Below are 12,204 nucleotides of genomic sequence, written 5' to 3'. Positions count from 1 at the left end.
AGCATCGCGCATCCGCCCCCGCCGTCGCCCGCCATCGCCCGCGACAGGACCGCTACAGGAGCCGCCATGCAGGAAACCCTCGTCGACTACCGCGAAACCTACAGCTTCCAGCCCGTGGACAGCTTCAGCGCGAGCCGGCTGTCGGACGCGCCGACGCTGGAGCAGGTGCTGCAGGTCGCCGAGCGCCTGCGCGCCGCCGAGCCGCAATACCGCTACCTGTGCACGCTCGACGATGTGAACCAGAGCTGCTACACCCGCGGCCACGCGTTGGAAGACGAGCGCCTGACCTTCGATTACGACTACGACGACCTGGACCTGGACGATCCCGAGTCCGTGCGCGCCTACGAGTCGCGCCGGCTGGCGCACGTGGTGGCCCAGCTTCAGGATCCGCAGCTGCAACAGGCCTGGGAATCGCTGCCCGGCACGCTCTACGTCAACGCCGACGACATCGCCGCGCTGGCCGCGATGAACCGGGATCCCCAGCGCGTGCTCGACCAGGTCGTCTACGTGCAGCGCGTGCCCGTGCCGGAAGACAATCTGCTGATCGCCGGCATGGTCAACGGCTATTTTTCCGCCGACTGGGACGTGTTCCAGAACCACGCCATCATCCGTCGCCTGGAAGAACGGCACGGCTACCGCTTTTTCGGCATCGGCGCGGCATGGCTGGGCTTCATCCGCCCGCAAGCGCCCGGCGCCGACGAGGCGCGGCGGCTGGTGGCGGACCTGACCGAGCTGTACGACGTCCAGGACGACGAACAGGGCGAGGCCGCGCCGGCCTGGCACGAACTGGCCCAGGCCGTGCAGGCCAGCAAGGTGCTGCTGCTGGGCTATGCCGAGGATTTCGCGGCGATCCTGGAATAGCGACGCAGATGGGAAAGAGGCGGGACGACCGGCGTCGGCCTGGATCCCCTTGGCGCGCAGCCCGGACCACGCAACGCCGTCGCCAAGCCCATGCGCTCTAATCACTTGTTTATTACTTTTGGTTATTTATCAAACACATATTTGTGGTTTGAGATATTTACGCCAACGCGTAGACTGACGCCCTTTCCACGGGTGCGCTAACGCGCCCGTTTTTCGTGGCCTTTGGCGACAGACCGACGCCGCCTCCGGGTTCACGACGGCCGCCCCAGGCGCGGCCACGTGCCGCTTTCCGCTTTTTCTCCGGGACTCATCCATGAGCGCCAACGCTTCCACCCTGCCCCTGCCCTCGGCCTTGCCGCCCATCCGCGCCAACCGCGCCCCCTTGTGGATCGCGCTGCTGCTGGTGGCCGCCGGCGCCGTCTATCTGAACCAGAGCGTCAGCTGGCGCCAGGGCGCGCTATGGATCGTCGGCGCGTTGCTGGGCGTGGCGCTGTATCACGCATCCTTCGGCTTCACCCAGGCCTGGCGCGTGTTCGTGTCCGACCGCCGTGGCGCCGGCCTGCGCGCGCAGATGTTCATGCTGGGCCTGGGCGTGCTGCTGTTCTTCCCCGTGCTGTCGCAAGGCTCGCTGTTCGGCCAGCCGGTGGCCGGCTTCGTCTCGCCGCCGGGCGTGTCGGTGCTGCTGGGCGCCTTCCTGTTCGGCATCGGCATGCAGCTGGGCGGCGGCTGCGCCTCGGGCACGCTGTTCGCGGTCGGCGGCGGCAATACCCGCATGGTGGTCACGCTGCTGTTCTTCATCGTCGGCTCGGTCATCGCCACGGCCAACTTCGGCTGGTGGTCGGCGCTGCCGGCGCTGGCGCCGACCTCGCTGGTCAAGAGCTGGGGCCTGGCGCCCGCGCTGATCGCCAACCTGGCCGTCTTCGCGCTGATCGCCTGGGCCGCCACCGCGCTGGAGAAGCGCCGCCACGGTCATGTGATCTCCTTCGCCTCGCGCACCGCGCGGCCGGGTTCGCTGCTGCAAGGCCCCTGGCCGTTGATCTGGGGCGGCGTGGCGCTGGTCGCGCTGAACTTCGCCACCCTGGCGCTGGCCGGCCGCCCCTGGGGCGTGACCTCGGCCTTCGCGCTGTGGGGCGCCAAGACGCTGGACGCGCTGGGCGGCGACGTGGCCGCCTGGACCTACTGGAGCAAGCAGGCCTCGCTGGCCGCGCCGCTGCGCCAGGACGTGACCACGGTCATGGACCTGGGCCTGATGCTGGGCGCGCTGGCCGCGGCCAGCGCCGCCGGCAAGTTCGCGCCGGTCTGGAAAGTGCCGGCGCGCTCGCTGGCCGGCGCCGTCATCGGCGGCCTGCTGCTGGGCTACGGCTCGCGCCTGGCCTTCGGCTGCAACATCGGCGCCTACTTCAGCGGCATCCTGTCGGGCAGCCTGCATGCCTGGCTCTGGCTGCCGGCCGCCTTCCTGGGCAGCGCGCTGGGCGTGCGCCTGCGTCCGCTGTTCGGCCTGGCCGTGGAAAAGACGCCGCCTGCGTCGAGCTGCTGACGCGCCATCCCCTCAAGCCCCCTGTAACAGGGGGCTTTGTCATTGCGACGCCGATTCAAGAACGGCTGCCCGGCGGTCTGCGCGACGCGCGACCTCCCCCCGAGCAAACCCCAATCGCGGGATACTCTTTCCACGCGGCGGGACAACGTCGCCGCCGCGCTGGTGTATGGTTAGCTCCACCCCGAATCCCGGAGATGGACATGCGCTGGATCGCCGGCCGTTACACGGCCTTTTTGTTGACTTTGCTGGGCACTGCCGCGACGGCCGTCCTTTCCTATACCGCCTCGCCCTGGTGGCTGTGCGCCGCCGTGCCGCTGGCGCTGCTGGCCGCGCTGGGCGTCTACGACCTGATCCAGACGCGCCACGCCATCCGCCGCAACTACCCGGTGCTGGGCAACCTGCGATTCCTGTTCGAGTTCATCCGTCCGGAGATCCGCCAGTATTTCCTGGAAGACGACACGCAGGCCGCGCCTTTCTCGCGCGCGCAGCGTTCCATCGTCTACCAGCGCGCCAAGCGCGAGATCGACAAGCGCCCCTTTGGCACGCAGGAAGATGTCTACGGCGACCGCTATGAGTGGATCAACCATTCCATGTCGCCCTCGCACATCGAGGACACCGATTTCCGCGTCACCGTCGGCGGGCCGGATTGCAAGCAGCCATATTCGATGTCGGCCTTCAACGTGTCCGCCATGAGCTTTGGCGCGCTGTCGGCCAATGCCATCCTGGCGCTGAACGAAGGCGCGCGGCAGGGCGATTTCGCCCACGACACGGGCGAAGGCGGCATCAGCCGCTATCACCGGCAGCCGGGCGGCGGCCTGGTGTGGAACATCGGCTCGGGCTATTTCGGCTGCCGCGACGAGCACGGCGCGTTCTCGGAGGAAGCATTCATCAAGAACGCCTGTACGCCGCAGGTGAAGATGATCGAGATCAAGCTGTCGCAAGGCGCCAAGCCGGGCCACGGCGGCATCCTGCCGGCCGGCAAGGTCACGCCCGAGATCGCCGAGGCGCGCGGGGTGGCGCCATGGCAGGACTGCAACTCGCCCGCCACCCATTCGGCCTTCGACACGCCCATCGGCCTGATGAAGTTCGTGGCGCGGTTGCGCGAGCTGTCCGGCGGCAAGCCGGTGGGCTTCAAGTTCTGCGTGGGCCATCCCTGGGAATGGTTCGCCATCGTCAAGGCCATGCTCGAAACCGGCATCACGCCGGACTTCATCGTGGTGGACGGCGCCGAGGGCGGCACGGGCGCGGCCCCGGTCGAGTTCGTCGACCACGTCGGCACGCCGCTGCGCGAAGCGCTGCGCCTGGTCCACAACACGCTGATCGGCGTGAACCTGCGCGACCGCATCAAGCTGGGCGCGTCGGGCAAGATCATCACCGCCTTCGACATGGCGCGCGTGATGGCGATGGGCGCGGACTGGTGCAACTCGGCGCGCGGCTTCATGTTCGCCATCGGCTGTATCCAGGCCCAGGCCTGCCACACCGGCAAATGCCCCACCGGCGTCACCACGCAGGACCCGCTGCGCCAGCGCGCGCTGGTGGTGCCCGACAAGGCGCAGCGCGTGGCCAACTTCCATCGCAACACGCTGCACGCGCTGGCCGAGCTGCTGGCGGCCGCGGGCCTGACGCATCCCGGCCAGCTGCGCCCGCATCACATCGCGCGGCGCATTTCCTCCAGCGAGATCCGGCTGCTGTCGGCGCTGTTCCCGGAACTGACGCCCGGCGAATTGCTACGTGGCGAGTTCCGCCACCAGGTCTTCCAGACCGGCTGGGCCATGGCGCAGGCGAACTCGTTCCAGCCCACGCACGACCTCACGACCGCGCTGGCCCGCAAGCTCGAGCCGCAAGCGGCGCCCGCCTGAACCCGCCGGCGGCCGGCCGTCACGGCCGGCGCCGCGCCCCCACCGGGGCTTTCGGCGGCGGGCGCCCTGCGGCGGGCGTCCCGCCGCGATCGTTCAGCGCCGGCCGCCCGAGGCCAGGCAGCATCCCAGCAGCACCCCCACCAGCGCGGCCACGCCCGCCGATTTCCAGGCATGCTCGTGCACGACCTCGTCCGCGTAGACCGAAGCGCGGCGGGCGCGCTGGCGAGCCGCCGTTTCCCACTCGCCCGCCGATTCGCGGGCCTCGGCCAGCTGGCGCTTGAGCCGCTCGCGCGCCGCCTCGATCTCCGAGCCGGTATACGAGGCCGTCGATCGCAACAGGTCTTCCGTGCCGGCCAGCAGCTCCTGGAAGCTGTCGCTGACGCGGGCGCGATGCAAGGCAATCTCGGCGCGTTGGGACTTTCTGTTCATGGTCGCTCCTTGTTCTGGTTCGTCGGATGCGCGGACCGGCGTCCAGCGGCTGCGCGCCTGACGCCCGGGCTCTGCCGGGGCCTGCGGCCCTGGTCCACGCTTGCATTGTGACAAGTGAGCGCCGATCCCGCCCGAGCGTTGGCAACCAGCCGTAAACCGATATTTCACAGGCCCGTGTCGGAACACCCGCAGGGCAGGCATGGAACCCATTTGGTAAAAGTCCATTGCATTCAGGGGCTTGGCGCTTGACACCCGGCCCCGTGGGGCCGCGACAATGGGCGTTCCGCGCTGCGCTTCAGCGGCCTCTACCAGGAGCCGGACGCATGCTTACCCCTTCCGCACGATTGGCGGCCGCGCCGCCGCTATCGCCACCGCCAGGCTGGAGCGCCGAGCGGCTGGAGTTGCATCACGGGCTGCTGGACCGCCCGGCGCACATCGACCCGAAGTTCCTCTACGATGCGCTTGGCTCGTCGCTGTTCGCCGCCATCACGCAGCTGCCCGAGTACTACCCGACGCGTTGCGAAGCCGAGATCCATGCCGCGCATGGCGCCGCCATCGCGCGCCACGCGGGCGCCGTGGAAACGCTGCTGGACCTGGGCGCGGGCGATTGCGCCAAGGCCGAGCGCCTGTTCCCCGTCCTGCGGCCGCGCCGCTACGTACCCATCGACATCTCCACGGACTACCTGGAAGCCGCCGCGCGCCGTCTGCGCCCGGCCTATCCCGAGCTGCGGGTGACGCCGCTGGGACAGGATTTCTCGCAGGGCCTGTCGCTGCCCACCGACATCCCGTCCGCCCGGCGCCTGTTCTTCTATCCCGGCTCCAGCATCGGCAATCTCAACCCCGACGACGCGCTGGCCATGCTGCGGCATGTGCGCGGACTCTGTCCGGACGGCGGCCTGCTGATCGGCGTGGATCGCGTCAAGCCGCGCGAGGTGCTGGAGCCGGCCTACGACGATGCGCTGCGGCTGACGGCGGCCTTCAACCTGAACCTGTTGCGGCACGTCAACGCGCTGCTGGCCAGCGATTTCCAGGTCGAGGACTGGCGCCATGTCGCCCTGTACAACGCCGAGCGCTCGCGCATCGAAATGCACCTGGAAGCGCGCCGCGCCTTGCGCGTGCGCTGGCCGGGCGGCGAACGCGCCTTCCAGGCCGGCGAACGCATCCACACGGAAAACTCATACAAATTCACGCCCGACGCCTTCCAGGGGCTGCTGGAACGCGCCGGCTACCGCGACGTGCGCCATTGGTCGGATACGCGGGGCTGGTTTTCGGTCTTCCTCGCCCACGCCTGAGGCCGGCTGGCCTCGGCCCAATCAACGCCCCCCAGGAGGATGCGCATGGACTCTGCCTGCCTGCTGACCCGCCCCGGAGCGAGCGGCCCGGCCGGCCTGCCCGGCCGCTACGACGCCGTGCGCGCCGCCACGACAGCCCTGGCCGCGCCGCTCAGCCCCGAAGACTGCCAGGCGCAATCCATGCCGGACTGCAGCCCCGTCAAATGGCATCTGGCGCACACCACCTGGTTTTTCGAGACCTTCCTGCTGAGCCGTCATGCGCCGGGCTATCGCGCCTTCCATCCCAGCTACCGCATGCTGTTCAACTCCTACTACAACGCCATCGGCGCGCGCCATCCACGCCCGCAGCGCGGCCTGCTCACGCGTCCGGACCTGGCCGAGGTGCTGCGCTACCGCGAGCATGTGGACGAGGCCATGCACGCGCTGATCGCCCGCCAGGCAGGCGACGCGGCATTCGACGCCCTGCTGGCGCTGGGGCTCAACCACGAGCAGCAGCACCAGGAATTGATCCTCACCGACGTCAAGCACCTGCTCTATGCCAACCCCCTCAGGCCGGCCTACGCGGCCAACGGCGCCCCTGCCCTGCCGCCGGCCACGCCGGCTGGCTGGACCGAGTACGCGGGCGGCGTGACCCGCATCGGCCATGACGGCGGCGGCTTCGCCTTCGACAATGAGGCCCCGGCCCATGACACGCTGCTGGGCCGCTTTCACCTGGCCAACCGGCTGGTGACGCAGCACGAATACCTGGCCTTCATCCGCGACGGCGGCTATTCACGGCCGGAGCTGTGGCTATCGCAGGGATGGGACCGCGTCTGCGCGGAGGGCTGGCGCGCGCCGCTCTATTGGGAGGGGGAGCGCGACGACTGGCAAGTCTTCACATTGCACGGCATGCAGGAACTGGAGCTGCAGGCGCCTGTCACGCACGTGAGCTACTTCGAGGCCGACGCCTACGCCCGCTGGGCCCGGGTCCGGTTGCCGCGCGAGTCCGAATGGGAATCCGCCGCGCGCCGCCAGCCTGACGGCAGCCCCGGCGTGCACGCCAACATGCTGGAAAGCGGCCACCTGGATACGCGACCCGCGCCCGCCCGGCCAGGCTGGTCGGGCCCCGCCCAGCTCTACGGCGACGCCTGGGAGTGGACCAGCAGCGCCTACGAGGCCTATCCCGGCTTCCGCCCGGACAGCGGCGCGGTGGGAGAATACAACGGCAAATTCATGTGCAATCAATACGTGCTGCGCGGCGGCTCCTGCGTCACGCCGCGCGGCCACATCCGGGCCAGCTACCGCAATTTCTTCCCGCCCGAGGCGCGCTGGCAGTTTTCCGGAATACGGCTGGCGCGGGACGCCTGAGGCCGGCCTTGGTTCGAAACACACAACCCCCAACGGACCTGAGGCCGTAGGCCTGGGGATGGGATCAGGTCGGCATGCGTGCCGATTTCTTTCCCGGGTATTGCACGGACAAATTTTTTCATGCTAGAATTTCGTTCTTCGTTGCTGACACAGCAGCCAGCGTGAAAACGCTAGGCCACGCGGACAAGCAAACGAGATGGCGCATTAGCTCAGCCGGTTAGAGCGACGGAATCATAATCCGCAGGTCCCCTGTTCGAATCAGGGATGCGCCACCAAGGAATACCAAGGCCCGCAAGCAATTGCGGGCCTTTTGCTTTTGGCTCGTCGTTGTCATGGCGCCCGATCCGCTGCATTGATCCGCCGCCTCCGCGGCAGGGTCGAAAATGGCCTTGCCACGCCAACGCCGGTGCTATGCTTGGCGCCTGCCGCCCCCTCCTCCTTTCCTCGTGAGGTTCGCCATGCGCCGGTCCGCCCCAGGTTTTCGCGCCTATCGCGGCGCCAGACAGCTCTTGGCCTTGGTGTTGCCCGCGCTGGCGCTGATGCTTGCCGCCCGCCCCAGCCACGCCGTGGAATACACGCAAGTGAAAACCGTGGAAGGATGCAAGGTCGTCGAAGTGCGCGGATACGCGGCCGCCTACCAGCAGATCTCCTGGTCAGGATCATGTCGCAATGGCTTGGCCGAAGGCACGGGAAAACTGATTCACACCTGGAAGGACGGACGCGTCAACACCGCCTGGGAAACGCTGCAGGCCGGCAGGCGGCCGTTCGAAACGTCGGACGTCTACAGCTACCTGGAAAACGCCAAGACGTACATCCATTTCAAGCAAGCGGGGCAGCCGGCCGTCAAGATCACCGAGGCCGAATGCCTGGCCGCGCCGGGCTGCTGGACCATCGCCAAGGCCCGTGGCCAGACCAACGGCACCAGCGCCCCCAAAGCCGCCAGCGCCCCGCTTTCCGGAGCAGCGGTGGCGGTATCGTCCGGCACCTCGGCAATGGGCATCGAGTTCCGGTTTGAAAACCGGCAGGGAAGTCCGATGATCGTCGGCACGGGCGGCCCGTGCGCGACCAGCGATCTGGGCCTGTATCGCGTGGAGGCATCGCCGGCGTCGCTCATGGCTCGGGAAAAGGGCGGCAGATCCATATTCCTGGAAACCCCGCGATTCACGGTCATCGGCGAAGCGGCGCCGGGCGTGCCGATCGACTACATCTGGAATGAATTCACGGCCCGCGACATCCAGGCAATGCTGCGCGCCGCCGCAGCCAACCAGAGCACGCCGCAAGCCAGGAAGAACTACCAGCAGATGCAATGCGTTGCCCGCAACCACGTTCAGTATGAGCAAGCCATCTACGGCTGGTTCAAGGCCAACTGGAAATCCTGCCCGCAACGCTGCCAGGTCGGTTCGGCTTTTTTCATGCCGGGCGACATGCGCTAGCCGGGACGGCGCAGCTCCGCCTCCCTCTTGCCGCGCCGCTCGTTCAAGTGACGCGCGCCGGTGCCGACTCAAGCGCGCGGAGCCGGCGGCGCCGCGTCCGCCAGATAGGCCATCACCGCGGACTTGCCCGCCGAGGACGCCTCGTCCTGGCTGCCATAGCGCCGTTCGGAATAATTGGTGCTGCGCACGTTGCCGCTGTCGGGATCGAGCAGCGTGATGATCCATGCGAACTCGCCAGGCATCAGCTGCCTGACCTGCAGGGTCGCGCGCGTGCCTGGGCGGAGTTTGTGTGACATGTCGCGAACGGATCGACTAGTGGGGAGGACCATCGTAACGCAAAGTCCCGCGCCTGCGTCCATTCGAAACGATTGCGCAGCGCGGCGAAATCAATAAACCCGCGCCAATCCTGGCAGCCAGGGGATCCGCCTGCCAGAATCGCAGATTCAAACTCGCGTTTTTGCTGCGAACTGCGCGGCCAGGACGCCACAGATCCCGCTTCCCGTCAGTAAAACCCCTAGGGCCTTGCCCGCGAAAGCAGGCGCACAATCAAGTCAAACAACAAGACCGCCCAGCGGCATGCCGTAGCCCTTCAATCAGGCGAAGACGGAGACAACATGACTTACATCGCAGTGGCAATGAGCTGTTTGATGGTTGTGGGTATCGTCACGTTGATGGTTCAGACGGTGCAAAGCGCGGGGCCCGAGCCCTGGCTCAAGATTTCAGCGACGATCGTCAGCGCGCTGTTCGCCTCGCTGCTGGTCATTCCGATCGGCTACGCCGTCGCCCAGACGCTGGTCCGCTAGTGTGCTGTCCCCTTGCGGCTAGCCTGCCCGCGCAGGCCGGCCGCGCGTCGCCGCCCAGCACAGCAGCGACCCCGCCGTGACCATCAGCACGCCTTGCCAGAAGGCCATGGTCAACCGCGTGGACAGCCAGAGCGCGGCAAACAGCGTGGACAGCACCGGCGTGAAATACGAAGCCGTGGCCAGCAGCGTCAGGTTGCCTCTGAGCACCCCGATGTTCCACAAGGCATAGCCCGCCGCCATGGCGCTGCCCGCGACCAGCAGCTCCAGCATCGCCGGCCAGGCGAAACGCAGCGTCGCTTCGCCCGCCAACAGGTATTTGACCCACAAGGCCGCCGCCGTCAACATGAAGAACAGGGCCACGCCGTTCTTGCCGTCGGCATATCGCTTGGTCACGTTGCAGTAGACGGCCCAGATGATCGCGCCGCAAAAAGCCAGGCCATAGCTCACTGGGTTGCTGGCAACGTTGGCGATGCTGCGCTCCCACGACAGGCCGGCCGAGCCACCCACCACCCAGGCGATCCCGCACAGCGACAGCGCGATGCCCGGGACCACCCAGGCGCTGGCGCGCTGACCGTTGATCAGCATGGCGAAAACCACCGTCAAACAGGGCCACAGATAGTTGACGATGCCCAGCTCGATGGCCTGCGCGCGATCGGCGGCGAAGCCCAGCGACAGCGACAGGCAGATTTCATAGGACACGAACAGCGCGCTGCCGACGATGAGATAACGGCGCGGGAATGCGCCCAGGCGCGGGAACCCCAGCATCGCAAGAAGCAGGACCGACCCGACGGTATAGATCAGCGCCGCTCCCCCGATTGGGCCGAAGTTCTCGCTGACACCTCGGATCAAGCCGACGACGGTGCCCCACAGCGCCACCGCCGCAAGGCCGGACAAGGTGGCGGCATTGCGGCTGCTGCCAATTCCAATGACTGATTTCAACTGCGACTTCCTGCTGCGCGCCGCTCATGACGGCCAGCCCCCCGAACAACCGGGACGCCAAAGCCGGGCAGTTTAACCAATTGACCGCGCCAGCCAGGCGCCCGCCCGACCGCTCACACGTCGGATGCGACCCGGCGCTTGCCCAGCCCCTTGGCCTGGTACAAGGCCACATCGGCGCGCTCGAGCAGCTGCAGCATGGTCGTGCCCGATTGCGGATAGACGGCGATGCCCACACTGGCCGACACCGCGACCTTGACGTTGGCATAGGGCAGCGACAGGCTTTCCACCAGCGCCTCGGCCACGGCCTGGGCGCTTTCCCGGTTGCCCGCCAGCAACAGAATGGCGAACTCATCGCCGCCCAGCCGCGCCGCCACGTCAGAGACGCGAATGGCATTGGCCATCCGGTCGGCGGCCTCTTTCAGCACGGTATCGCCGGCGGCGTGCCCGTGCATGTCGTTCACGGCCTTGAAACCGTCCAGGTCGATCGCCAGGATCGCGAACGAAGCGCCGCTGCGTTGCGCCACGGCCAATTCACGCAGCACCAGTTCGCCGAACAGCACGCGGTTGCACAAGCCGGTCAGTGGGTCGTAGTGCGCCAGATGCTGAGCATGGGCCAACATCCGCGAGGCCTGCTGCAAGGCTGTCCCCACTTCCACCGCTTCCTTCACATGGGTGCGCGGCACCTCCACCGGCCGCCCTTCCCCGAGCGCCAGCGCCGGCCCGACCAGTCCCTGCACGGCCGACGTCAGGCGGCTGGCGAGTTTCAAGGCCAGCCACAAGCCCAGCCCGAAGGCCGCCAGCGTGCCGAGCGCGATCCAGGCGATCGAACGATAGAGATCCGTGGTCACCAGGGTCATGGGCGCGCCGGCCGCGACGGTCCATCCCGACAAGGCGGAACGGCTGAAGGCCGTGTAGACCGGCGTGCCTTCCTTGGTCAGGGTCTCCAGCGAACCCTCGCTCTCGTCCTGGACGGCGCGCGCCAAGGCCGGCACTGCCTTCTGCCCCACGAACTTGGCCGTATCGCGCGTGCGCGCGACGATCGTGCCGGAACTGTCCAGCACCGCGGCCACCCAGCCTTCGGGCAAGGAGCGGCGGCCCAGCACCGCACCGATGCGCTCCGGCGACAGGCCTACGTTCAGGCTGTAGATCACGTCCTCGCCGCGCAGCACGGGCACGCCCAGCGCGATCCTGGGACTGCCGCTGACCGCGCCGGTGAACAGGCCACTCAGCACCGGCGCGCGTGACTCGAACACACGGTCCAGATCGCGCGGCACCCGACTCATCGGCAGCGACGTGCCGTAGGGAACCAGGGTATTGAGGACCTGCCGGCCCGCCCTGTCGGTCAGCACGTAACTGTCGGCGATCTGGAAGCGCACCGCATCGCGGGCGCGCTGATGGAACGCGGGCAGGTCGCCCGCCACCAGATCGGGCGAAGACGCCAACATCTGCATGCCAGCCTCGACCGCCGTCAACTCGCGATCAAGAATCGCGGTGAGATTGCGGGCCAGGAATATCTTGTCGCGGAATATGCGCTCTTTCTGGATGACGTAGCTCTCGTACACCGCCAACGAGGCCACCACGAGCGCCGGGAAAATACAGGCGAACACCAGCAGCAGCAGACCGGTGCGCATGGAGTACCGGCGTGGCGGGCGTGCCCGCGCGCTGACCAAGCTCTCGCCGTCGGTCATGATCGTCAGGAATCCA

The 12,204-nt window shown here is 67.8% G+C and carries 11 protein-coding genes and 1 tRNA gene; 8 read left to right on the top strand and 4 right to left on the bottom strand.

Annotation, left to right across the window (positions count from 1 at the left end):
• Nucleotides 1-66 precede the first annotated feature (66 nt).
• The 3 genes from C2U31_RS15335 (at nt 67) to C2U31_RS15325 (ending at nt 4,257) form a co-directional block, all read left to right on the top strand.
• Nucleotides 67-861, top strand: coding sequence for a hypothetical protein (locus C2U31_RS15335; protein ID WP_103273548.1), 795 nt, complete (start codon nt 67-69; stop codon nt 859-861).
• A 313-nt stretch (nt 862-1,174) separates the two neighbouring features.
• Complete coding sequence (locus tag C2U31_RS15330) at nt 1,175-2,398, top strand: YeeE/YedE family protein (RefSeq protein ID WP_103273547.1); 1,224 nt, start codon at nt 1,175-1,177, stop codon at nt 2,396-2,398.
• 200 nt (nt 2,399-2,598) lie between these two features.
• Entirely contained in the window at nt 2,599-4,257 is a 1,659-nt protein-coding gene (locus C2U31_RS15325) for an FMN-binding glutamate synthase family protein (protein ID WP_103273546.1), read from the top strand.
• A 93-nt stretch (nt 4,258-4,350) separates the two neighbouring features.
• Here C2U31_RS15325 and C2U31_RS15320 read toward each other — a convergent pair whose 3' ends face one another.
• Nucleotides 4,351-4,686 carry a YqjD family protein gene (locus tag C2U31_RS15320; protein ID WP_103273545.1) on the bottom strand — a complete coding sequence of 112 codons (336 nt, stop codon included), beginning with the start codon at nt 4,684-4,686 and terminating at the stop codon, nt 4,351-4,353.
• A gap of 323 nt (nt 4,687-5,009) precedes the next feature.
• On the opposite strand from C2U31_RS15320, the gene egtD reads away from it, so the two are divergent.
• From egtD to C2U31_RS15300, 4 genes are all read left to right on the top strand, one after another.
• Complete coding sequence (gene egtD / locus C2U31_RS15315; RefSeq protein ID WP_103273544.1) at nt 5,010-5,978, top strand: L-histidine N(alpha)-methyltransferase; 969 nt, start codon at nt 5,010-5,012, stop codon at nt 5,976-5,978.
• A 45-nt stretch (nt 5,979-6,023) separates the two neighbouring features.
• On the top strand, nt 6,024-7,325 hold the full coding sequence (gene egtB, locus C2U31_RS15310) for an ergothioneine biosynthesis protein EgtB (protein WP_103273543.1): 1,302 nt from the start codon (nt 6,024-6,026) through the stop codon (nt 7,323-7,325).
• 198 nt (nt 7,326-7,523) lie between these two features.
• A tRNA-Met gene (locus tag C2U31_RS15305) sits at nt 7,524-7,600 on the top strand.
• Between the two features lie 246 nt (nt 7,601-7,846).
• On the top strand, nt 7,847-8,758 hold the full coding sequence (locus tag C2U31_RS15300) for a hypothetical protein (protein WP_158658385.1): 912 nt from the start codon (nt 7,847-7,849) through the stop codon (nt 8,756-8,758).
• 68 nt (nt 8,759-8,826) lie between these two features.
• Here the strand turns inward: C2U31_RS15300 and C2U31_RS15295 are convergent, their stop codons facing one another.
• The gene (locus tag C2U31_RS15295) at nt 8,827-9,054 is read right to left on the bottom strand and encodes a hypothetical protein (protein WP_103273541.1); all 228 of its coding nucleotides are present in this window, start codon (nt 9,052-9,054) and stop codon (nt 8,827-8,829) included.
• A 318-nt stretch (nt 9,055-9,372) separates the two neighbouring features.
• On the opposite strand from C2U31_RS15295, the gene C2U31_RS15290 reads away from it, so the two are divergent.
• Nucleotides 9,373-9,561 (top strand): hypothetical protein, encoded by a 189-nt coding sequence (locus C2U31_RS15290; protein WP_103273540.1) that lies wholly within the window; start codon nt 9,373-9,375, stop codon nt 9,559-9,561.
• 18 nt (nt 9,562-9,579) lie between these two features.
• Here the strand turns inward: C2U31_RS15290 and yddG are convergent, their stop codons facing one another.
• Together yddG and C2U31_RS15280 are read right to left on the bottom strand one after the other, a co-directional pair.
• Nucleotides 9,580-10,500: an aromatic amino acid DMT transporter YddG gene (gene yddG / locus C2U31_RS15285; RefSeq protein WP_233772392.1), complete on the bottom strand. Its 921-nt coding sequence runs from the start codon at nt 10,498-10,500 to the stop codon at nt 9,580-9,582.
• Between the two features lie 113 nt (nt 10,501-10,613).
• On the bottom strand, nt 10,614-12,188 hold the full coding sequence (locus C2U31_RS15280; protein ID WP_103276386.1) for a sensor domain-containing diguanylate cyclase: 1,575 nt from the start codon (nt 12,186-12,188) through the stop codon (nt 10,614-10,616).
• Nucleotides 12,189-12,204 lie beyond the last annotated feature (16 nt).

The sequence above is a fragment of the Achromobacter sp. AONIH1 genome (assembly GCF_002902905.1).
GTDB lineage: Bacteria > Pseudomonadota > Gammaproteobacteria > Burkholderiales > Burkholderiaceae_B > Achromobacter.
The sequence above is the reverse complement of the archived record's forward strand: the minus strand, read 5'-3'. Positions and strand labels throughout refer to the sequence as shown.

What these genes read in the sequence shown, in the direction of transcription:
- C2U31_RS15335 (WP_103273548.1), top strand. Translation starts at nt 67, where the DNA reads ATGCAGGAAACCCTCGTCGACTACCGCGAAACCTACAGCTTCCAGCCC.
- C2U31_RS15330 (WP_103273547.1), top strand. Translation starts at nt 1,175, where the DNA reads ATGAGCGCCAACGCTTCCACCCTGCCCCTGCCCTCGGCCTTGCCGCCC.
- C2U31_RS15325 (WP_103273546.1), top strand. Translation starts at nt 2,599, where the DNA reads ATGCGCTGGATCGCCGGCCGTTACACGGCCTTTTTGTTGACTTTGCTG.
- C2U31_RS15320 (WP_103273545.1), bottom strand. Translation starts at nt 4,686, where the DNA reads ATGAACAGAAAGTCCCAACGCGCCGAGATTGCCTTGCATCGCGCCCGC.
- egtD (WP_103273544.1), top strand. Translation starts at nt 5,010, where the DNA reads ATGCTTACCCCTTCCGCACGATTGGCGGCCGCGCCGCCGCTATCGCCA.
- egtB (WP_103273543.1), top strand. Translation starts at nt 6,024, where the DNA reads ATGGACTCTGCCTGCCTGCTGACCCGCCCCGGAGCGAGCGGCCCGGCC.
- C2U31_RS15295 (WP_103273541.1), bottom strand. Translation starts at nt 9,054, where the DNA reads ATGTCACACAAACTCCGCCCAGGCACGCGCGCGACCCTGCAGGTCAGG.
- C2U31_RS15290 (WP_103273540.1), top strand. Translation starts at nt 9,373, where the DNA reads ATGACTTACATCGCAGTGGCAATGAGCTGTTTGATGGTTGTGGGTATC.
- C2U31_RS15280 (WP_103276386.1), bottom strand. Translation starts at nt 12,188, where the DNA reads ATGACCGACGGCGAGAGCTTGGTCAGCGCGCGGGCACGCCCGCCACGC.